The sequence below is a fragment of the Paraglaciecola algarum genome, from assembly GCF_021532655.1.
Taxonomy (GTDB): Bacteria; Pseudomonadota; Gammaproteobacteria; order Enterobacterales; family Alteromonadaceae; genus Paraglaciecola; species Paraglaciecola algarum.
In genome coordinates this window covers 1-21,170 of record NZ_JAKGAS010000005.1, presented here as the reverse complement: position 1 = coordinate 21,170, position 21,170 = coordinate 1, and the positions used below count along the sequence as shown (strand labels likewise).

Below are 21,170 nucleotides of genomic sequence, written 5' to 3'. Positions count from 1 at the left end.
ACTTCAATAGGCATTTCTAAGTTTCTAGATTTTAAAGTTTAGTATATGTCGTCGATATATGTTTTTGTGGAAGTTATTGTCAATATTAGAGCAGAACTTTTAAGGGTAGGGATATGAAATTAGTGGCTTTGAATTCGTTATATGAGAAAAGTGATAAGGCTTCCCTTAAAAAACAAAAAAGGTTGATAGAAATTGCCAATTTAGACCCTGCAGCTAATTTGGCATTGCGTGTGGGTAGCTTAGACGGTTTATGGGAATATGAAATTAACCTTGTTAAGAATATGAACCATGAAGGATTATTTGCAAATGAAGGAAAGCTTCCTGTTGAGAGTTGTTTGGGAGACGAAGTAGCTTGTACAGAGCCCAGTTGTGAATCAGATGCTGTAGCTAATTATTTACTTCTATGCTCGTCGACTTTGGAATTGCTGATGAATAGTGAATCTATATTGACCAGCGTATTTTCATCGGCGATAAGAGTGATGCAGAATGGTGAAGTTGAGGAAATATTCCCTAAATTTGGTGGAGGTTATTCTCAAAGAATATTTGTTTGGTGCAATCCAGAGAAAAACAGCAATAAATTAGATATAGATGATTATGCTAGCGTGCCTTGCAATCCAGCCCATATGACTCTTTTTGTTGATCTTCAATCATCAAACTATAAAAGTGAATTAATCGGCCTGCTTCCAGATTTGGTGAAGTATCCTAAATTTATACAGAACAAAATAAGCAAAATCCCAGAACAATATACTAACATGCCTGAACGGCTAAATTGTCTAATTGAAGCTTATGAAAAGTATTGGAAGAATTTAAAACCAAATAGCAGTGTAAAAGAAAGTATTATTGATGCTGATGTTAAAAAGTTTCTTGATGCTTCTTTCGCTTCGGCGTCAGAACCTTATAACAAAAATAGGGATTCAGATAACAAGCTCGTTCCTGGCAAAAAAATGGTAGCTTTTGCTGCCAAAACCATTAAACCTGAGTTCATTAAACGTTCTCTAAACCGAACAGAAAAGTCTATATCTGATGGCGTACCGACAAAGTTTTGGATTTTGTTGTGTGCAGCTCAATATTTCTGGAAAAATGTTGATAGAGGGGATATTGATTCTCATCCAGAGGGAAAGCATATTGAAAAGGTTTTAACATGTTTTGGGAATGAATATCCATTTAAGCACGATAAAATGTATGCCGGGGAGTGGGAAAATACGACACCTTATCAAGATGCTATTGAAGATTTTCAGCGGTTTATTAGTCAATTTCCAGAAATTAAGTATTTTAGAGATGTAAGTTTTGCCTCAGATTATAAGTATGCTGCTAGCATTATTAGACCATTTTGGGCTAAATCAAAGAATAAGGGAGGGGGTAGATATGAATATGGGGAAGCAAAATCAAAAGGGCGAGAAAATTATATAAGAGTTCGCAAAGAAAAATGACTTCGTTGAATTAATCATTCAATTTGACAGACAGTAATGAAGCGAGATGCAGACATATTGGAAATTGTCTGATAGTCACTGGATTAAGGTCAGTTTTCGACCCAGACTGTGTGAAAACTATTGATCACCTTTTGGACTAACTATTGCGTTTTTATGATCAATCAGTCTTAATCTTCTTGCCTATTAAGTAACCGCTTTTTGTATAATGGAATGGTCAGCCAAACCAGAGAGAATCTGCGATGTCTCACCATATTAAAGGTCAATCTAGAACACAAACCACCTTGTTCCCCGAAGCGCTAGATGATTTTGTAACAGAAGATAATCCTGTTCGAGTTATTGATGTTTTTGTGAATGAAATCAATCTTGGTGCATTAGGTTTTCATCGTGTGCAGACAAAACAGACTGGTCGCCCCTGTTATCATCCAGCAACACTGCTCAAGTTATATATTTACGGCTATCTAAACCGTATTCAATCATCACGTCGCCTGGAAAAAGAAACCCATCGCAATGTTGAGTTGATGTGGCTACTAGAGCGGTTATCGCCAGATTTTAAAACCATTGCTGACTTCAGAAAGGACAACAGCGAAGGTATTAAAAATGCCTGTCGTCAGTTTGTAGAATTGTGTCGTCAAATGAACATGTTTAGTGATGCCGTGTTCGCCATTGACGGTAGTAAATTTAAGGCGGTAAACAACAAGTCTAAAAACTACACGCCGAAAAAAGTAAAGTTCCTCATTGAGCGTGTTGAGAAAAGTATTCAACAATATCTGAGCCAGATGGATACGCAAGATAATAATGAGAAAGCCACTGGTAATGAAGTGTCAGCGTCGAAGTTGGTCTGGTTAAAGGAACGTTTAGTTGAACTCGAAGCGTTACAAAAAGAAGTGAATGACCACCCCGATAAACAAATATCTCAAACAGATCCTGATTCGCGTCTAATGCAAACACATCACATGAGCAGGAAAGTTTGCTACAACGTTCAAACTGCGGTGGATACCAAGCATCATCTCATTGTCAGTCACGAAGTGACCAACACACCTGACAGAGGTCAATTAACCAGCGTTGCTAACCAAGTGCAAGAGGTGCTTAAGACCAACAAAATCACTATTCTGGCGGACAAAGGTTATTACAAAAGCGAAGATATTAAAGCACTGCAAGATACAGGGGCTCAAGCGTTGGTACCCAAGGGCGATACCTCGGGTGCTGAAAAGAAGGGCATATTTAATCGTTCGTTGTTTCGATATGACAAGACGAAAGATGTTTACATCTGTCCTGCTGACAATGAACTGCAATACCGCTGTGATACCACCGAAACCGGCACAGGAAGAAAGCTACGCATGTACTTTGATAGCGTTGCTTGTCGGGATTGCAAAATTCGTTCTCAATGTACCCAATCAGAACGGGAGCCAAGGAAAATAAGGCGATGGATATACGAGGAGATACTGGATAAAATGCAATCCAGGCTAGAAGCAGCTCCAGATACTGCCGTCACACGAAAACAAACCGTTGAGCACCCGTTTGGTACGATAAAAATGTGGATGGGGTCGACTCACTTCCTCACCAAACGATTTAAAAACGTCAGTACCGAAATGAGCCTGCATGTGCTGGCTTACAACCTCAAACGAATGATGTCGATAATGGGAACGCAGAGTCTGGTATCAGCATTAAAAGGCTAATCCCCTTTCATATATGTCCTAAAAAGCCATTATTATGAGCTCGAAGCCAAGCTCTAGGCCACGCTGTTATCTTCTTTGTCTAATAAATTTGAAAAGAGCTTTTCTAAGGCGCGCTAGTTTCAAATCTCACTCTGGCATCCTCGAAAGCACAATCGGCTGCAGTGATGTCACTGTTTACAAGAGACCCAAACCCAAGCGCAATTAGCGCAGCATCAATTGCTTGATTCCTGTCAGAGTTCGAATCTACCACTTCAAAAGTGGTAGATTCAATGTCAACAGGCACTCCAAGTGCCTCAAAAGCCTGGCCAGTGTGATCGTAGATAAACAGATTTGATAAGCCTAACCTCGCACCCTCTGTCGGCAGCTGCTTATCTAATGGTGCTGATAGGATCCCATCTGATCGCTCGCCAATAAAACAGACGGGATGCTTCAACGCTCGCATTGTTAGCAGAAAATGCTCAGCAGCACTATATGTATTCGGTCCGGAAATCGTTGCTATTGGTCGACTATACGAAATGCGTTCTGTTGGTGTGAGTTCTCGAGAAACACGCGGACTCCTTTGTGGTGTGTTGGAATCATCATATCCAATTGCTTCATAGGAGCTTACCGTTACTTTTTCTGTAGAAAAGCGACTTGCAATAGCATCAGTAATCGCTAAGTCGCCCCCGCCATTCACTGAAACATTGATAATCAAGGCTTCTGTATGAGCGAGTGCAGTAAGAACTCTATCCATTAAATCTTCGCTAGCAGCAAAATCATTTTCTTCTGAAACTTCAGATATACCGCCCATGCTATTGATTTCTAAATAACCGACGACACCATTTCCGATGGTTGCCCACTGAAATATATCCTGATTTTCACCACCTGCCCTTTCTAAACTACTAGGGTCAAAGTAGCTATCTCGAATGTCTAGAATTCGTTGAAATTGTGCATTCACATACTCGCCAAAATCAGTAAACTCTGATTGATTTTGAAAACCTGACACTAGAACGTCTTCAATCTTTCCATTTTGGTTAAGGGGAACAAATTCAAAATCATCACCTGCAGACAAACTAACGTGGCCGTCTCCTAAGTCAGAAATTAGCGCTATGAGCGTGTTGAGTAACTCTTCATTTGTTGTTTCGCTATTGACCTGAGCTCTCGCATTCTCGGTACGCTCATCCCAGTCTAGTATTCCTCGCAACTCAAAGAATGGATAATAATCATTGAAATTATGTATTGTATGTTCAAAGGTTGATACAGGTCCGTTTTCGGTGATCAATCTCTCGTCAAGACAAACTGCTGGAATAGCCGCTCTTGCAGAATATACAATCTTTACTACATCTTCTTCTTCGGTTGCGACGAATGCTTCCGCATCAATTGAGTCTATTGTTAACGTATTAGCAAACTCCTCTTGAGTAGTATTACTCACCAACAAACACGTTTGACGCGTAAAGTCATACAGGTCGATGCTTTCACCCGTGACATTGATTGCTCTTCCAAAACCAATCTGTTCCCAAACCCCATCCGGGATCTTTACGACTGATGGGTTATCAGGAGGAGGAACAACTGGCGTGGGACGAGGCATTACTTTGTCATTGCCTCCACATCCGAACAATATGAGTGCCGACAGGAAAAGTACGAATTTAAAGGGGGGGCGATTGGGAAAAAACATTTTAATACCTACAATAGTTAATTAATCAACTTTCGTAGTTTAATTATTCGAAGGCGCTTAAACTGTTAGAAAGTAACTAATAATTGTAAGTACGAAGGTCATAATCAAAATTTATGATTACATCACTTAACAACGCTGTGCAATGGACTCTTTTTGTCAGTTTTTTCACAGTATCAACTAGGGCGTGTTGATCTTTGCTACCCAAGTTTTGTTCAACACGCCCTAACAATAGATTACAAATTACAAACATATTTTCTTTAGCACAACGTGTACATTTCGCTGGCATTTTTTTGGAGGAAATTGAAATGAGAAATATATTTATCGTATGTGCAGTTTATGTCTTAGCCGCATGTGCATCAAAATCGCTCGATCCAGAAGCAAGATTAGTTAAGCTGACAACAATCGAACCTGGGAATGAATGTGAATTTCTAGGAGATATTACCGGAAATCAAGGGGATTTCATCACGGGTGAGTTCACGTCAAACAAAGATTTGGAAACAGGTGCAAGGCACGATTTAAAAAATCAAGCTCACAAGATGGGTGGAAACGTGGTCTTTCTGCTGACACAGCGTGCTGGGCAAACTGGAAGTGTAACCTGGGATATAGGCGGTACATCGGTGCAAACTAATGTCACGCTTAGTGGTAATGTTTATTTTTGTCCTACTAAATAGATTTTTGTTGTGAAAATTTACACGCAACGTCTAGACTATGATGGTCAGATCAACGCATTAGACTCAAGAGAAGTCAATAGGAATCAAAGATTGAAGTTTGTTTTTACTGAATTCGCTGTCGATAGATTTCGGACTCTACTTTTCTTCCTCCCCCTAGGTTGCATTGTAACTAGTCGAATCTCTATTAGAGCACTGTTGCTCGCAACGGTTTTCGCATTCTGCACTCCTCAACAGGTTAGCGCAAATGACCAGATTCCTTCCAACAGTGACGAGGTACAGCCGGAAGAAAAATCTGCAAGCACCAGTCCAGAACTAGATTTTACAGTTTATTTGCGTATGGATGCGCTCTTTAAAAATGAACTATTTGTCGATCCTGGACAAGAAGAGTTTATTGACTTCTTGGATGTCTCTTTGGGTATCGACGTTTATTACGGCCGATTCTTCATTGAAACAAACAACCAAGCCAATCGTAGCAATAGAAGCTCATCAATTGGTTACCGTTTAGTCGACCATACCGACTATCAAATTGACTTTTTAATAGGGCAATCATACTTAGATGGTTTATCAGAAAGTGAAGGGAACATGATTCGCGATGAACCATCTTCAGAACTTCAAGGGATCAGGGATAGAGATGACGAGATTAACCAAGGTTTTCGGTTTTCTAAGTACAGTGGCAACCAAGCATGGTGGGTTGATGTTGCGGGTGATCCATTCAATATTTCTCACGGTGGCTGGATTGTCGATGGTTACTTCGCTCATGCTATTCAATATTACAATTGGGAATTTCATGTTGGTGTAGGAGCGACATATTTCTCTGACAAGGTGGTAGATTATCACGCTGGTGTATCGATTGATGAGTCAACTTTTGAACGATCAGTGTATGAGGCAGGTTTTGGGGCTCGCTACACGCTCGATTTATCAGCGCAATATCCTTTAAGTAAAGATTGGGTATTTGTGTCGGGCTTTACCCATAAACACTATTCGAAGTCTTTTAGCGATAGTCCGCTTTATAAAAGTAATAAACAAACATTGTTCAGTCTGGGTGTCATGTATGTTTGGTAGAGGCCCATCCAATTGCTGTTTTTTCCTACCTCTCATGTTGTTAGTGCTTGTAACATGTCCTGTTAGGGCAGCTAATAAAGACCCTGTCAGCTTTCAACTAAAGCCCAAAAGCTGTATCGCGCTATCTAAAGGTAAAGACTGCTATGGTGACCTTGTACTGACATGGAATTTGCAATCGCCGAGAAATGTGTGCCTTTATCGGGAAGAATTGGAACGCCCCATATTCTGCTGGTCAAGAAGGCTAACCGGAAGTTACTCGGGTCAGTTTTCCTTGTCTGAGAGCCGCAAATATTCATTAGTCGATGTGGAAAGCAAAGAAGTTTTATTTACTGACTCGATAACAGTGACTTGGGTTTACAAAGAGTCTCGCAAAAGACGTCGATGGCGGTTGTTTTAAACACTACTGAGCCAGGGGAAATTTATATGTCTAGTTACGCCGAAATTTTGTTAGTGGAAGATGATATTGCGTTAGCGCAATGGGTTAAGGATTTCTTAGAAACCGAAGGCTTCTCGGTAACTCACTTAGCCGATGGTTTGGGCGTGGTAGCGACCATCTCCGGTGGGAAACATGATTTATTGTTGTTAGACCTAATGTTACCTGGTTTAAATGGTATTGAAGTCTGCAAACAAGTAAGGGAGTTAAGTCAGATACCCATTATAATGCTGACCGCGAGAGTCGATGAAATAGACGAGGTCATTGGATTAGAAGTGGGAGCAAATGACTATATCACCAAGCCAGTTAAACCAAGAGTTTTGTTAGCTAGGATCAAATCCGCGTTGCGAATTGGCAGTATGCTCAGTCATTCGGATAGCAGCGATCTTGTTTTTGGAGGATTAGAAATCCACAAAGCGTCCAAGCGAGTCATCTTAAACGGCAAGAATGTGGCTTTGACCACAGGGTTGTTCGACTTTTTATGTCTACTCGCAGAGAACGCTGGGGAAGTTGTTAGCCGAGAAAAAGTATTCCAGGAACTAAAGTCACGCGAATATGATGGCCTAGACCGTCGCTTTGATGTGATGATTTCAAATTTGCGAAAGTTGTTAGATGACGATATTGAAGACAAAGAGAGAATCAAAACTGTTTGGGGCAAGGGCTACTTGTTTGTGCCTGATGCTTGGTAAATATCCGTTTCTCACCGACTTTTTCTTAGATTTGTATGCATAAACTCATTCTCAATATCGTTTTAACTGTCACGCTTTCATTGTTTGGGTTTGGTTGGTTAATTGACCAATATATTTACGACTCACTCAACAATGAAGAAATGAACGTTCAACCGCAAAATGAAATGTTTAATGGCTTTATCAATCATTTGAAAGACAGGCCTCCCGAAAAATTACAAATTACTGTAGATGACTTAGCTGAACAATTTAATGTCAATTTAGCCTTGGAAAATAGAGAGGATTTTGCGCTTGAGGAGAAAGTACTGGCAGAATTGGATTCGATAGGCCTACAAGTTGTCTCAGATGTTGAAGAATACCATTTGAGATCAATACCTAATCACCCTAATGCGTTACTTAAGTTAATAACCGAGATCGATGCTGACCAAGATAGACAGCTTGATGTGATACTTACATTACTGCTTTACTTTGGCGTAAGTATAGCGGTTGTTTTATGGATGCTACCGCTTATTAGGCGACTTACCAAACTCACTGATGTCGCTAACAAATTCGGCAAAGGAGATTTGAGCGTACGCGTCATTCCTGCCAAATATTCTCAAATAAATGTTGTTGAAAATAGCTTCAATAAAATGGCATCGCAAATAGAGCATTTAATCGAGGAAAACCGCTTGCTCGCTAATAGTTTGTCGCATGACCTAAGAACACCTGTATCTTGTTTCCGGTTTGGCTTAGATGCCTGTTTGGGAGAACGTGAAATTGACAAAAAAGACGAGTATTTAACCCGAATGGAGAAAGATTTAGAGAATATTGAAGGAATGCTAAATGCTTTTTTAGACTATGCAAGCATGGAAAGAAAAGGCATGCATTTAGACTTCCACAAAACCAACCTTAATGACTTTGTCGGCGCATTAGTTAAAGATTTAGGCCCAATTGCAATGCAACAAGACAAACAGTTGGCGTTTTCTTCTGAAATCTCGTCTCAGGAAGTTAATATGGATAACGTGTGGGTTTATCGTGCTTTTTCTAACCTTATTACCAATGCTATTTCTTATGCAACAACACAAGTGTCAGTCTTCTTAACGACTGAGTACGATGTGACAAATAAAGCGTCTCGTGCCGTTTGCTATATCTTAGACGATGGCCCTGGAATACCGGATGCGGAATTGGAAAAAGTGTTTGATGCCTTTGTGCGATTGGATCCAAGCCGAAAAAGGGCTGGAAAGAATTTTGGTTTAGGCTTAGCTATCGTCAAGCGTGTAACAGACTGGCACAGTTTTAACGTGTCATTTATGAGTAAAAGTGATGCAGCCGCGCAATCCTCTCACTTCAAAGAAAAACTAATGGCTCTGCAAAATGTTGGCGCGATGGCTAAAATCTCCATGCCCTTAATTCAGCGATAAAAAACCTCAACGAATTCGCAAAATCCTCCTGAAATTTTAATCGGAGATTCTTACAGAACCTTACAATTGTTATCTAATTCCCAACACTATCCATAAAGAATCGCGAGATCAAAGCAGGGATAATTATCATGAAGTTTCGATTACATAAATCCAAAATTTTATTCAGCCGGGCGCAAATACGTTAACCATGCTGAACTACATAAAGCTGGAGAAGTCATGATGACAAAACAACCCACTAACCTACGTCGCAGACGATTTATACGAACCATTGGTGGAGGAGTCATTTTTGCCGCATTGCCAATCAGCGGTTGTAGCTCCTTTTCTTCAGACATTCCTGAATCTGCAATAGCGGCGTGGTCGCCGGAGGAAATTGTCAATGACATTTCTGACCCTCGAATTCGAGCACTTGCATGGGCTATCCTCGCACCGAATCCACACAACCGACAGCCCTGGTTGATAGAACTACAGGGCAAGTACGATGTTTTGATTAGAATTGACACTGAACGACTATTAGAGCATACCGATCCCTATGGTAGACAAATACTGATTGGAACGGGGGCGATGCTTGGTCTTCTGGATATCGCGGCGAAGCAATTTGGATACAACACAGAAACAACTTGGTTTGAAGAAGGGGTATTTAATTCGACGTCAATAAACAGCAAACCGATCGCAAGAGTAAGATTTATACGTTCAATCGAACTGGCAAATCATGATCTTTTCAATCATATATCGAAACGACGAACCGCAAGAAGTGTATATGACAACAATACCCCACCAACTAAAGCGCTAAAATCTGAGCTTCTTAGTCTTGGTACTCCTCTTCTAGATAATCGTGTGATCGTTGAAAAAAAACACGCTTATCTTTCTGACCATATTAAGCGTATTGCTAAAAAGGCGTGGAAAATTGAGTTAACAACACCAAATACGTATTTGGAAAGTGCCCAACTTTTGCGTGTGGGTTCAATGGAGATTGAAAAACATCGAGACGGTATATCCATTACATCACCGCTTTTAGTCGCATTCGAGCGTTTTGGTTTGTTTGACCGCAATGAATTTCCGTCACCAGATTCAAGGATCGTAAAAGCACAATTAGATGATTTCAATCAAACAGTTGACGCGACGCCAAGTTTTTACGTGTTGACGAGCCAGGACAACACCAGGCTCACGCAAATTATGGCGGGTAAAACGTATGTCAAAGCGCATTTGATTGCGACTAAGCATGGTTTTGTGATGCATCCAATTTCACAAGCATTACAAGAGTTCCCCGAAATGTCACAGCTTCATTCCGAATTGAAAGAAAAGCTGATTTCTAAAACTCCTACCTCTGATGCAACCGTTCAAATGTTGTGCCGGATCGGGAGAATTCCAAACGGAAAGACCTTACCCAAGCCATCTCCACGACGAGGCTTACATGCGTACCTTGTGAATTAAACAGACATATTCTTGAGCCTATCTCTATTGGAAGTTGTGCGAGCTTACATTTAAAGGCTCTGAAATATTTGGATACCAACAACACTACTTTGATAGCCTTAACGCTGGTACTGTCAAGTTAACGAACTGATTCAGAAACATGCGATAATCTGGGCATGAAAAATACCAATATTTATACCGGATATCGCTATCCACACCAAATGTAATGGTCAAGTATTCATGAACATATTATTAGGCGCATTTCCTAAATTGCATCTCGAATTGGACTGGCGATATATTACCCAGTTTATAGTGTCTTCGTTTCTGATTATAACATGGCTCTATATAATCAATGATATCTGCTTGTGCTTGATAACGAGTTCGGTACCGGCGGTAATTAACTCGTTCCGACTTTAAGCTTCTAAAAAAATCGTTCTGTTACTGCATTATCTAAACAGTTGCCTGCCCTGCTCATGCTGGATTGTAGTCCAAGCTCTCGTAAACAATGTTGGAATGTTTCACTGGTATATTGAGCTCCTTGAACCGAATGAAATATCACGCCCTTACCGGGGCGACGTTTATTCACTGGCAAGCTGATTGCTCGAACTGTTAGCTCTGAGTTAGGTTAATCAGAAAATACCCAACTGACTATTTTACGGGAGCATAAATCAACAATCACAGCTAAATACAGCCAACCTTGCCCGGTTCGGATGTAGGTGATATCACCCGACCAATGGGTATTCACACGCTCGGGGTTAAATTGTCGATTTTAAAGGTTAGGGGCAATGACCGACGGCTTACCACCTTTGGGATACCGATGTAGTCTAGATCGTTTGGCAATAAGCTTGTGAGCTCTCATCAATCCTCGAACTTTATATCGCCCCACGTTAAACCCTAAATTTCGCAATTCAATTATCATTCTTCTACTCTATAGATTGCATCCATTTATTGATGAATATGCTTTACAGCCGCCTCTAAACGCAGCTGTTGTGGCCGGATTGGTTTCATTTTTGTTCTGGCATAAAAGACACTGCGACTTAAACTAAAACACCGACATATATCCCGCACAATAAACCCTGCCTTCTTCAGCTTTAACGCGACCTGTTGCCGTTGGTCATTTCCATAGCGAAGAAGGCTGATGCCAATTTTTTTTAACAAGGCATTGTCACTTTCGGCTTGTCTGAGTTTTTTCTCTAGCTCTTCGATACGAATTTGGTCAGTTGTTAACGCTGATGCTTTAGGAGTAATGCCTAATTGTTCAGCTCTATATTGACGTACCCACTTTTGTAAACTGGAATAGCCAACATTCATATCTTGGGCAACTTGTTTCGTTGAATACCCTTTAGCTGTCACTAGCTCAATGCATTCAAGCTTTAGATCGTTTGTAAATTTCTTACTCATTATTAGCTCATTGGTTTGGTGTAGCATACCTCTAACAATGTGTTTTGAATAATTAGACCATTACAGTTTCTTTCTTATAGAATTTGCTGTCGACCACCTTCAGTGGCCGACCACTCAATCAACGTAATTCCCAGCCTAGTAACCATCTCTAATTGCAACATCGTTTCTAGTGCGAATGTAAACAGACTCCCCACCTTCTTGAATTGGGAAAAAGGTTAATCGAATTTCTTCTCCGTTCAGAGCAGCGACGAAAGTTCTGTCTCCTACAGGAGCGATCCGACGTTCATACGGAATATTGCTCGACTCAAATTCTGGAATAGTAAAAAACAAGTTGTTTCCCTCTTGGGATACGATGATGGTTAATGCGCCTGTCGAATACGTGCCTTCATGTTTGTGATATTGCGTTGGCTCGCTTGACGATACAGGCTCTTCTATTGAACTCGGCAATGTTCCAACCGCGGTGATTGCTGCAACCAGAGATGGTCTGAGATCATTAAATGCGCCACTACTCATAATTGAGATGGCAATATTCTGTTCTGGGAAGATAAAAAACTCACTTGTGTAGGCCGAGGTGTTACCACCGTGCTCCCATACTTTGAGCGGGAACCAATTATCTCCTTGGATAAATCCGTCAGCGACAAAAACGCCGTAACCATAGTTCTGTGGCAATCCACCAAATTCGCGGCTCACCTGTGCTTCTGTTATTTGAGCTCTTAGTGAATTGTCCAGAATATTGCTATTACCATTCAGTAAGAAGTCAGCCATTTTCAATTGCTCTGTGGGGGTCGACCAAGTTTCAGTACCGGCAGGATGGCCTACCGTACTCACGGGAAGTTGACTAATGTCTGTTACATACCCATTATTGCCATCTGGTTGTTCCTGGTACCCCAATGCATAGTTACCATCGGCGGTTGCGCCGGAACGACCAATTGAGGTTCTAGACATGCCAAGCTTCTCGAACACATTCTGTTTCACATAGTCGGCAAAATCTTTCTGCCCAAATTCTTCTACGACTGCGCCTAAATATGACCAATTCGGATTGCTGTAATTGAAGAATAAACCAGGAGGATTCATTTGTGAGAATTGGCTAGGGTATATCGACTTCATGAAGTCTACTAATGGTTCATCGATATCAAGTGAATTATCTCGTAAGCCACTTTGATGGGTTAGCAGATGCTTAATGTCAATATCTTGCCAATCGAGTGCTTGCTCACCCGGATATTGAATTTGAGGTAAAACGTTGACTAGTTTGTCATCTAATGAAATAACGCCTTGTTCCACTAATTGTAAGGCTGCTACACCAGTAAACATCTTAGTTGTTGAGCCAAGCTGGAAAAGTGTATCGGGTGTTACTGGTTCTCCTTCTCCTTTTACCTTTTCACCAAAGGCTTCGGCAAAAACAATTTCACCGTCTTTGTAGATTGCCAAAGATACAGCAGCAGCGTTGTTGTTGGCGAGATTGTCTTGTATGGCTTCGCGTAATGGTGCGAAATCAGGCGCGCTTGGGTTAGGATTTGGTGTCGAATTGTTTGAACTAGAACCGCCGCAACCGTAGAGTCCAACGACTGACAAGAGTATTGCAATAGACTTTTTCACTTTTTATACCTCGATTAATTAAGTGCTGAGAATTGTAATTCCCAGCCTTTAGTAATACTGTTTTAAAGTATGAGGAAAGTGTATTTAAATTGTAAGATCACCTATGGATGGCTGTTTCGACCTGCTAACCTCTACGAAAATATAGGAGTAGTAACAACATGTATAAACCATTTTTATTGGCAATAGGCATTGCCTCAATCACTGCGTGTACGACAACAGGCACGATCCAAGGCGTTAGTGGGAACAACCCAGTACAGTTTGAATATGAGCAAACACTTTTTGATAATGGCGGCTTGCTCAAGGTAACCATGCTTGATGGTTAGCTATTTTCAGGTAAGTTTGTTCAATCCACATCATCGTCCTCTGGCACTGACTGGGAGATTGGCGAGTCTAGCGGTGATGACTCGCTCATTTTGAGAGACTCAACCACATTAACTTCTGAAGTAGAAGCGCTTCTTATTGGTAATAGAGGCTCAACAATAACTTGTGAGCTAACATTGTCTGCTCCCGAGGTTGGTCTTGATGGTGGTGGCATAGGTAAATGCGAGACGTCTAAAAAAGATAAGATTTCATTTACGTTTTAAGTACGATCGATTTTACATGCTTAGGCTTGCTCTCAACGCAATGCATTAGGGCTCCCACTTTTGTGTAAGTCTGGTGGATACATTTAATCTGCCTAGGAGAAGAAAAGAAAGCATGTATTAGGTACCACATGCCTTCTGAAATATGTAGGAAGAGGTCTTAAAAAGACAGTTCAATGCCAATAGAAGGAAAGACTTCAAGACCTTTTTCGGCCTCTATCGGCACATTGGTTAAACTTTCAGTGCCATCTGGCAAATAATAGTAACCAGAAACATTATCACCTCCCAATGCATTTAAAAGTGCAAAGGTAACTGCACCATCTAGGCCATAAGGTAGCCTAGAATATTTTGCTTGTAGGTCTAAACGAACGTAATCCGGTAGTATCTCACTGTTAAGTTCGCCATAGTTTGGTAGAAAGTTATCTGGGAAGTCTGGATTGACTCTTAGGCTGTCAATCGGGGTATATCTCGCACCTGCTCTAGCCGTAAATCGTGCGCCGAATTCCCAGTCATCAGAATACTCATAATTAGCTACCATATTCAGTACCCAAGGTGTATCTAACCTATAAGGAGTTGTTTGTTTACTCAGCTCATCGGTGCGCTCACTCTTTGAATAGCTGAAGCTAGCCCAAGCATACCATCCGTTCTGCTTTTGTCGTTCGACTAGTAATTCTGCACCATATGACTCTCCACTGACATCATTCGTATAGTTGAGGCTAGGATTCGGACTCAAATCATCAGTCGCGCGAGGTAAATCCTCTAATTGCTTATAATAAATTTCAAACTTGCTCGACCATAATGCATTCCAATCATTTTCGACACCCGCCGAGTAATGATTCGCTAAAAAGGGTTTTAAGTCAGGGTTGCCTAATGTGGGCAGGGCTTGCTCCCCGTCTGGAAAACGCGAGTAAACGCCTCCTTTTGCAAACACGGTACTTGAGTTATTCAACATCCAAGCTAGGCTAATACGCGGATGAACAAAAGATTCATCGGTATAACTATCTTTCTCAAACCTCGTTCCAATTTCAACCATAACAGTTTTAGATAAATACCAACTATCAATGAGGTATGCACCAATAACATCAATCTCTATTTCATCGCTTCCTTGCACTCGTTCACCTCTCTGACTTTCGCAATCGGGGGTTATTTCGGTACAAGTATAGTTAATGATATCGTACGCATAATCAAAGCTATTGCGTTGGGCATCAAGTCCAAACGTTATGGTGTGATTCGGGACAATATTGCTTGTCACGCTAGCTCTTAAATTACTCTGCGTGTTTTTGCCGTCTGTAAATTGCCCTGCGCCGAAACTGCTTCGGTCTTCTGTTACAAGTTGGTTTATACCTATTGAAGAGTAGGTCTTATTGCCAAAATATTCATAAAAGATAGACTGTGAATTTGCAGACGTTTTGACGCGAGCATTGCCGATAAGATCGGGCTGTATTCTACCCTCCTCCGATAGGCTAGATATATCAGCGCCCGCTTCATCACTTGCGCCTAATGCAGATATCGTTAACTTTTGATTACTTCCTATTTGCCATTGATACTTCGTTTGATAATCATCACTTATTGGTGCATCAGTAATTGTGATGCCTTCTTCGTCTGAACCCTCCTTTAAAAATAAGTGAATAAGTGAGCGTCTATAGCTAGCGTAAAAAGCTTGGTCCTTGGCTATACTGCCTTCCGCAAAGATACCTGTTTTTGTAAGACTGGCATCTAGGGTGAATTTGATATCTTGTTGTCTTGGATCGCGCAATTTTACATCGAATATCCCTCCTGTTGCTTCGCCATATTGAGCACCAAATGACGAAGCTTGAAAGTTAAAATCTTGCACAATATTTTTATTAAAAACGCTGTCTCCAAATAGATGGTATATATAGCCTGCGGGCATCCCATCAATAAAGAAAGCGTTGTCTTGGGGAGAGGAACCACGTACTGCCGGGCCACCACCGTCGTCACCGCCGGCATACAGAACACCTGGCAAGGAAAACACCGCTGCTAGCGGATCATCATTTATACCAGCAATATTGAGAAGTTTGACCGTTTCTTCGCTAGGTTCAGTGTTAAGTTTATTCCGCAGCCCCTTTACAGTAAGTACTTCGAATTCACTATTGTTAGAGCTATTGGTAACTGCAAACGACTGGTTTGATAGAAGTAATGACGCAAGCATTGACGCTTCAGCGACGATGATCATAGTTTTTTTCATTGTGTTGTCCTAGATTGTTGGCTTAATTGGCGGACTAGGATCCTAACAATCTAATTTGCTCATCTCTGTTGCAGAATTGTTCGTCTTGCGGGGTGCTTTCTTACACTTTGTAAACAAACCTATACATTTTTACTTTTCATTCCACATAGATCAGCAAGCTCTATCCAGAACTGAATTTTTAAATATGTGCGTTTGCACAGTGTTTTTCATATTATAATTTAAACTTATTTAGGGGACAGAATGATTTGCCTGAACGTCCGTTTTGCAGAATTCAGCCAATAGCGCCTAATGATCGTGACCGTCTCTTTAACGCTTATTTTTGCCGTTGGAATCTATAATTCGTTTGGTCCGCTTTGGGCGTGAAGCCGAAGTTACTTTTAAAAGTGCGGAATGGCGGCAATTGGCACGAAGCCGTCAGTAAGGTTTGCTCAAGCCCTGTACATAGAAAACGTAAGATTGAATTCAGACTAATTCAGATAAGCTGCATAAATCGGCAGTAGGGATCAGCTCGATAGTACCGCCGCATTCTTTGTAGCCTGCAAATTTTGATGGTTAACTTAGTATAATTTGAATGTTTGCCCTATGAATAAACTTACCGTACTACCCTCGCCACCACTTTCATAATCCACTCGAACACCCCCATTCATCCCCCCTTCTTTTGACTTAAATAAATATACTGGAAATGCAACTGAACGTTCATCATCTTCAAAGTCATAGGTGAGATCTGGCGCTAATCCTATGTCGCGTCCAAAAATAGATATAGAGAAACGACCGCCAAGCTTTAAATTTTTATTTGTGGTTTCAGTCGGTAGCCCTTTTTGGGCTTCAATGCATTCAACAAACGTGGCGCTGTCACCTAAAGTAGGACAACGTGTCACAGCACTCTCAGCGGTAAAACCCTTCTGATACTGTAACGAAGCTATTAGAGCATATTTAGTTGGCTTCAGGTAAGTTGCACTTAAACTTATACCGTAAGGTTTTTCATTTTCTTCATGTGTGGTTATAGACTCTACTTCAAAATATTTAAATTCTTCGCGACCATAACTAATTGAGCCGCCGTAAAACCAAATGGGGCTGAGTACTTCGTCTTTGAAATCATTGATAGAAGCAATATCACTGGCTGATAATTGTGTGGTATCTAAATCCTCCAATAATTCAGATATGTCTCCAGCGGTGTTACATTCATCAGCTTCTTTAAGATCAAATGCTTTGAAGTTACTACGACAAATCTCCTCTACATGTAGAGAATTAAACTGCAAATTAGTGATTACAGCTCGATTAAAACTAGCGGTAATAGTGGTAGAGTTAGCAAATGCATCTGTTTTACTGTCAAAAAGAGTAGTTACGCCATCACTATTAAGTGGTGCAGCAAGGGTAATTGCAAAGTTATTCTTACCTGTTATTGGAGCATATTTAAAACTAACTTGTTCTTTGTCACTACCAGCGATAAGTGACCATCCTGTTTGATAGGACTCATTGTCCGTCGGTTGTGGTGGAGTGACTTCATCAGCAGCTATACGTGGTACCTGGTCACTAAGATGGGTTAATGGATCATTGGCATACGTAGGAGATGTCAAAACTATAATCGATACTGAGGCTGTTATACTGAGTTTCATTTGAATATCCTTATCCAGTTGTTCGTACTACATAATCATCGCGGTTGTTAGCTAGAGTTTGTTCTTCAGTAGGGTATACAGAAGCGCTACCACCCGTTACTGATATTTTGTATTTACTGCCTTCTGAACCTGTAACAGTCAACGCTGTTCTATATTCCTTACCAGTTTGTGAATCAAATGAATGGGAAATAGAATTCTGAGATTCAGCAACAACATCATCATTTGCGTCAACGGTTTTATAGAAGCCTGATAAAACAGGGTTTGAAATTGATATAGTAATTTGGGCCAAAATTAGCGTTCCTTGTCGTAGATTCCTTGTACCCAAGTTGACTACTTTTTAATCATAAGATCAACTGATTTATGCGATTAAGGCTAAATGAAGACTAAAGCCATATGCACGGGCTTTAGTATTTTTTACAATAATGATGACTTTAACAGAAGGGATTTTCTTACATCACTGGATTTAAACCTAAGTGAGAACCAGCACTTACTTTTCTGTCTCTGCTTGGAAGCAAAGGCCGTTGGTACAATTGATTTTTACTCACTTGATACTATCAGGATAAGTTTTAATTGACCTATTTACTATTACCTTTTTCAACCAGTTAATTATATTTTCTATTGGTGTATATAGGGGGGATTTATGATCATTTAGATGGCTTTTCCACCCTATTTTTGTGGCGCTGTTCGTTGTTCATAATTAGACCTAATCAGAGTTCTAAACTCCTGATTAATCTAATTTTTTAACTAATGCGGAGAGCATATATGAAAACGAGTAATAACAATCTTAGTAATCAACCGAAAGAGACAGCTTTGTCTCTGAAGTTAAATACTAATATCCCCCCAAGCTTAACAAAAGATCCTGATGACAATCTGTCGCACTCGGAAATGTGTCAAGTGCTAGGGATATCTGTACAGACAGGTTATGACTGGAGGTGCGTAAAATCAGCCAGGTATAAAGCGGACTTAGCTAAGTTAGCAATGTATCTATCAAATAGAACAGTCCGTTTTAGAAGGGGCGACATTCAAGACTTTGCGGCGAAGCGTAAACTGGAGGTGAGATTATGAAACCTTACAAGTTCAGTAAGCTACCGCTAGCAAAAATAATCAAAGACTTTACAGCAAGGTTAGGTGTTCCTGATTTAGAGGAAGATCATTCAAACAGTAAAACAAAAACATTAGTAGATTCTACTAGTTTAAGTTCTAAAGAACGTCAACCACACCTCGTTACGCCTACAAATTTTCTGGACGTAGATTGCCAGTCATTTGAACACCTTAATATTATTTGGGGGGCATATAAGGAGATTGCTTTAAACACACATGCCCCTGGGAGGATGATTGTTGATGCAGGCAACGTCTCTCTTGCCGGTGTTGTTCAAGGCTTGTATGTTGTACGTTCACCTTTAGGTTCATTGCACCAGTTATCACTGAATGTGAATATCGCTGCATTATCAGGTGAGCGAAAAACAACTGTAGATCGCTATTTTTCAAAGGTATATACCATTTTAATGGAGGTGATAAATGAACATATTCAAACTCTTAATAATGAGGTTGATGAATCACTAGAAAAGTGGGAATTAGATAATAAAATACTTAAAAGAGCTTACAAAATTGCTAAGGAAAATGATTCAGTTATCGAGGAAGAAAAGGCTTTAAGTGAACATCAGAAATTGAAACCTGAGAAGCTTGATTTTCTGACTATGGTATATGATGACTTTACTATCAGTGCTTTATTGCAAAACCTGTATGCCAATATGCCCGTTGCATTAATTTCGACTAGTGAAGGAGCTAAGGTACTAGACGATTCAAGCATGAAGAGTATCCCCTTGTTAAATAAGTGTTGGGATGGAGATGCTTTGCAGGTATCACGATTATCTCGAGAGAGTTTTTGGGTAAAAGAGCCAAAAGTGTCAATCTTAACGATGATTCAGCCTGACTTACTGACTAATATTCTCAGTAAACGTTACGATGAATTAAGGAATTCGGGGTTTTTATCGAGGGGGATGTTTTGCTACCCAAAAAGTAATATTGGTCGACGTCCCATTGTTACGACGAAAAAGTATACGGACAAAACTAATTTATTGTATTCCAGGCTTGGACGCCTTTCTATTCAACTCCTATCATCTTTGTCAGATTCCAATTTCAAACGCAAGGAGTTGCAATTAGATCAAGAAGGTGAGCAATTGTGGATCAATTTTGCAAATTATGTTGAATCTAATACTAATCCTGGAGGTTTATACGAATCTGCTACAGATTTAGCGTCCAAATTAGCAGAAAACGCTCTTCGTGTTGCTGGAGTTCTTCATGCTGTTGAATTTGGTGAGGGGGATATTAGTGCTAAAACGTTGAACACGGCTATACAAATTTGCATTCAGAGCTCCAAAGATTTTGTTGAGTTTTTTGTTCCTCCTCCACAGGACGTGGTATATGGACAAAAACTCCAAAAGTATCTTCATAACAACTTTGGGGTTTATCTAGTAGGGAGGAATTTTGATGAAATGCATTTTGATGAAAGGTTTATGCGACAAAATAAGGTGCTCCAATGTGGTCCCTTTACTAACGCAGAGGGCTTAAACCAGGCTCTGGGTTACTTGTCACGTCAAGGAATCGTAGCAGTAGTTGAGGAGATTAAAGTTAAAGGAAAAAATGCATTTTATATTGATCTTGTTCCTCAATCACCTTTACCGTTATATTCGAGTAATGGTTACCCCTTGCGTTATGCTTGTATTAATTAAATGATGTGTCTGGCATACCGACTATTTTACCTATTAATAGGTAAAATAGTCGGTTTTTTCATTTCTGTGTATGCATAATTCTTATTTGATAAGTACGTAATCATAAAACTCCGTCAGCTTGTATCCCTAACGTTTTTTGAGTAAGTCGTACATTGTTAAGATATTCACTTGTGGGTATCTGTAGTGGTCAACAATGCCTCGCTCGGTTTAAATAATGTTAAACCTAGTTTTAAAAGCGTGTTTGGTCAGAGTTATTGAGTATTAAACGCTGAATTCAGGGGCTGTTTTAATGAATCAAAATAAATTTATAAGCAAAGTTTACCTATACTATGTACTCGAAAAGGGCCGAATCTGATTCTGTTTGAATCAGATTTTTTAAAGGTCCTTTTTGATGTATAGATCACATAAGGTACGTAGTACCTTATTCCTTATTTCTTTTAATCTTTTAATCTTTTATCTTTATTAGGTTATGTATTGTCATACACCTAATAACACTAAGACACACTCAAATACCGAAGGTAACACTTAGGCATACTCTATGTTCTGCGCAACTAAATCAGGACACTTTTCTTAAGGAACTTTGCTCATACTCTACTGGCGACAGATTACCATTAGT

At 40.2% G+C, this 21,170-nt stretch carries 20 protein-coding genes and 1 pseudogene; 10 read left to right on the top strand and 11 right to left on the bottom strand.

The annotated features are described in order from the left end of the window. Nucleotides 1-113 precede the first annotated feature (113 nt). Both L0668_RS10370 and L0668_RS10365 read left to right on the top strand, forming a co-directional pair. A complete protein-coding gene (locus L0668_RS10370) occupies nt 114-1,430 on the top strand; it encodes a hypothetical protein (protein ID WP_235312359.1) in 1,317 nt (438 codons plus the stop codon). Between the two features lie 239 nt (nt 1,431-1,669). Further along, nucleotides 1,670-3,106, top strand: coding sequence for an IS1182 family transposase (locus L0668_RS10365; RefSeq protein ID WP_235312357.1), 1,437 nt, complete (start codon nt 1,670-1,672; stop codon nt 3,104-3,106). Nucleotides 3,107-3,209: 103 nt separating this feature from the next. On the opposite strand, the gene L0668_RS10360 is transcribed toward L0668_RS10365, so the two are convergent. After that, complete coding sequence (locus tag L0668_RS10360) at nt 3,210-4,760, bottom strand: S41 family peptidase (RefSeq protein WP_235312356.1); 1,551 nt, start codon at nt 4,758-4,760, stop codon at nt 3,210-3,212. Between the two features lie 305 nt (nt 4,761-5,065). Here L0668_RS10360 and L0668_RS10355 point away from each other — a divergent pair, with 305 nt between their 5' ends. The 6 genes from L0668_RS10355 to L0668_RS10330 all read left to right on the top strand — a co-directional run bounded on the left by L0668_RS10355 (nt 5,066) and on the right by L0668_RS10330 (nt 10,443). Further along, nucleotides 5,066-5,431 carry a DUF4156 domain-containing protein gene (locus L0668_RS10355; RefSeq protein ID WP_235312354.1) on the top strand — a complete coding sequence of 122 codons (366 nt, stop codon included), beginning with the start codon at nt 5,066-5,068 and terminating at the stop codon, nt 5,429-5,431. A gap of 336 nt (nt 5,432-5,767) precedes the next feature. Next, complete coding sequence (locus L0668_RS10350; RefSeq protein ID WP_235312352.1) at nt 5,768-6,493, top strand: MipA/OmpV family protein; 726 nt, start codon at nt 5,768-5,770, stop codon at nt 6,491-6,493. Continuing rightward, nucleotides 6,483-6,890: a DUF3019 domain-containing protein gene (locus L0668_RS10345; RefSeq protein ID WP_349815641.1), complete on the top strand. Its 408-nt coding sequence runs from the start codon at nt 6,483-6,485 to the stop codon at nt 6,888-6,890. Before L0668_RS10350 ends, L0668_RS10345 begins: the two co-directional genes overlap by 11 nt. A gap of 26 nt (nt 6,891-6,916) precedes the next feature. Continuing rightward, the gene (locus L0668_RS10340; protein ID WP_235312350.1) at nt 6,917-7,615 is read left to right on the top strand and encodes a response regulator; all 699 of its coding nucleotides are present in this window, start codon (nt 6,917-6,919) and stop codon (nt 7,613-7,615) included. Nucleotides 7,616-7,650: 35 nt separating this feature from the next. After that, entirely contained in the window at nt 7,651-9,012 is a 1,362-nt protein-coding gene (locus L0668_RS10335; RefSeq protein ID WP_235312348.1) for an ATP-binding protein, read from the top strand. A gap of 216 nt (nt 9,013-9,228) precedes the next feature. Next, the gene (locus L0668_RS10330) at nt 9,229-10,443 is read left to right on the top strand and encodes an Acg family FMN-binding oxidoreductase (RefSeq protein WP_235312346.1); all 1,215 of its coding nucleotides are present in this window, start codon (nt 9,229-9,231) and stop codon (nt 10,441-10,443) included. Nucleotides 10,444-10,674: 231 nt separating this feature from the next. On the opposite strand, the pseudogene L0668_RS20915 reads toward L0668_RS10330, so the two are convergent. The 6 genes and pseudogenes from L0668_RS20915 to L0668_RS10315 form a co-directional block, all read right to left on the bottom strand. Beyond that, a pseudogene (locus L0668_RS20915) lies at nt 10,675-10,791 on the bottom strand (IS3 family transposase); the annotation flags it as partial. A gap of 52 nt (nt 10,792-10,843) precedes the next feature. Then, the gene (locus tag L0668_RS10325; RefSeq protein ID WP_235312344.1) at nt 10,844-11,008 is read right to left on the bottom strand and encodes a hypothetical protein; all 165 of its coding nucleotides are present in this window, start codon (nt 11,006-11,008) and stop codon (nt 10,844-10,846) included. Between the two features lie 39 nt (nt 11,009-11,047). Continuing rightward, on the bottom strand, nt 11,048-11,167 hold the full coding sequence (locus L0668_RS20910; protein WP_349815640.1) for a DDE-type integrase/transposase/recombinase: 120 nt from the start codon (nt 11,165-11,167) through the stop codon (nt 11,048-11,050). 24 nt (nt 11,168-11,191) lie between these two features. Beyond that, nucleotides 11,192-11,341, bottom strand: coding sequence for a hypothetical protein (locus L0668_RS20905; RefSeq protein WP_349815639.1), 150 nt, complete (start codon nt 11,339-11,341; stop codon nt 11,192-11,194). Nucleotides 11,342-11,367: 26 nt separating this feature from the next. Further along, nucleotides 11,368-11,823 carry a transposase gene (locus tag L0668_RS10320; protein WP_235312343.1) on the bottom strand — a complete coding sequence of 152 codons (456 nt, stop codon included), beginning with the start codon at nt 11,821-11,823 and terminating at the stop codon, nt 11,368-11,370. Between the two features lie 135 nt (nt 11,824-11,958). Further along, nucleotides 11,959-13,419, bottom strand: a complete 1,461-nt coding sequence (locus L0668_RS10315) for a serine hydrolase domain-containing protein (RefSeq protein WP_349815638.1) — start codon at nt 13,417-13,419, stop codon at nt 11,959-11,961. A gap of 158 nt (nt 13,420-13,577) precedes the next feature. Here L0668_RS10315 and L0668_RS10310 point away from each other — a divergent pair, with 158 nt between their 5' ends. Next, nucleotides 13,578-13,742, top strand: a complete 165-nt coding sequence (locus L0668_RS10310) for a hypothetical protein (protein ID WP_235312340.1) — start codon at nt 13,578-13,580, stop codon at nt 13,740-13,742. A gap of 20 nt (nt 13,743-13,762) precedes the next feature. Here L0668_RS10310 and L0668_RS10305 read toward each other — a convergent pair whose 3' ends face one another. The 4 genes from L0668_RS10305 to L0668_RS10290 form a co-directional block, all read right to left on the bottom strand. Next, the gene (locus tag L0668_RS10305) at nt 13,763-13,954 is read right to left on the bottom strand and encodes a hypothetical protein (RefSeq protein WP_235312339.1); all 192 of its coding nucleotides are present in this window, start codon (nt 13,952-13,954) and stop codon (nt 13,763-13,765) included. A gap of 206 nt (nt 13,955-14,160) precedes the next feature. Next, on the bottom strand, nt 14,161-15,984 hold the full coding sequence (locus tag L0668_RS10300; protein WP_235312338.1) for a TonB-dependent receptor plug domain-containing protein: 1,824 nt from the start codon (nt 15,982-15,984) through the stop codon (nt 14,161-14,163). A 779-nt stretch (nt 15,985-16,763) separates the two neighbouring features. Continuing rightward, nucleotides 16,764-17,822 carry a hypothetical protein gene (locus L0668_RS10295; protein WP_235312337.1) on the bottom strand — a complete coding sequence of 353 codons (1,059 nt, stop codon included), beginning with the start codon at nt 17,820-17,822 and terminating at the stop codon, nt 16,764-16,766. 10 nt (nt 17,823-17,832) lie between these two features. Next, nucleotides 17,833-18,111, bottom strand: a complete 279-nt coding sequence (locus L0668_RS10290; protein WP_235312336.1) for a hypothetical protein — start codon at nt 18,109-18,111, stop codon at nt 17,833-17,835. 772 nt (nt 18,112-18,883) lie between these two features. Here L0668_RS10290 and L0668_RS10285 point away from each other — a divergent pair. Further along, a complete protein-coding gene (locus L0668_RS10285; RefSeq protein WP_235312334.1) occupies nt 18,884-20,554 on the top strand; it encodes a YfjI family protein in 1,671 nt (556 codons plus the stop codon). Nucleotides 20,555-21,170 lie beyond the last annotated feature (616 nt).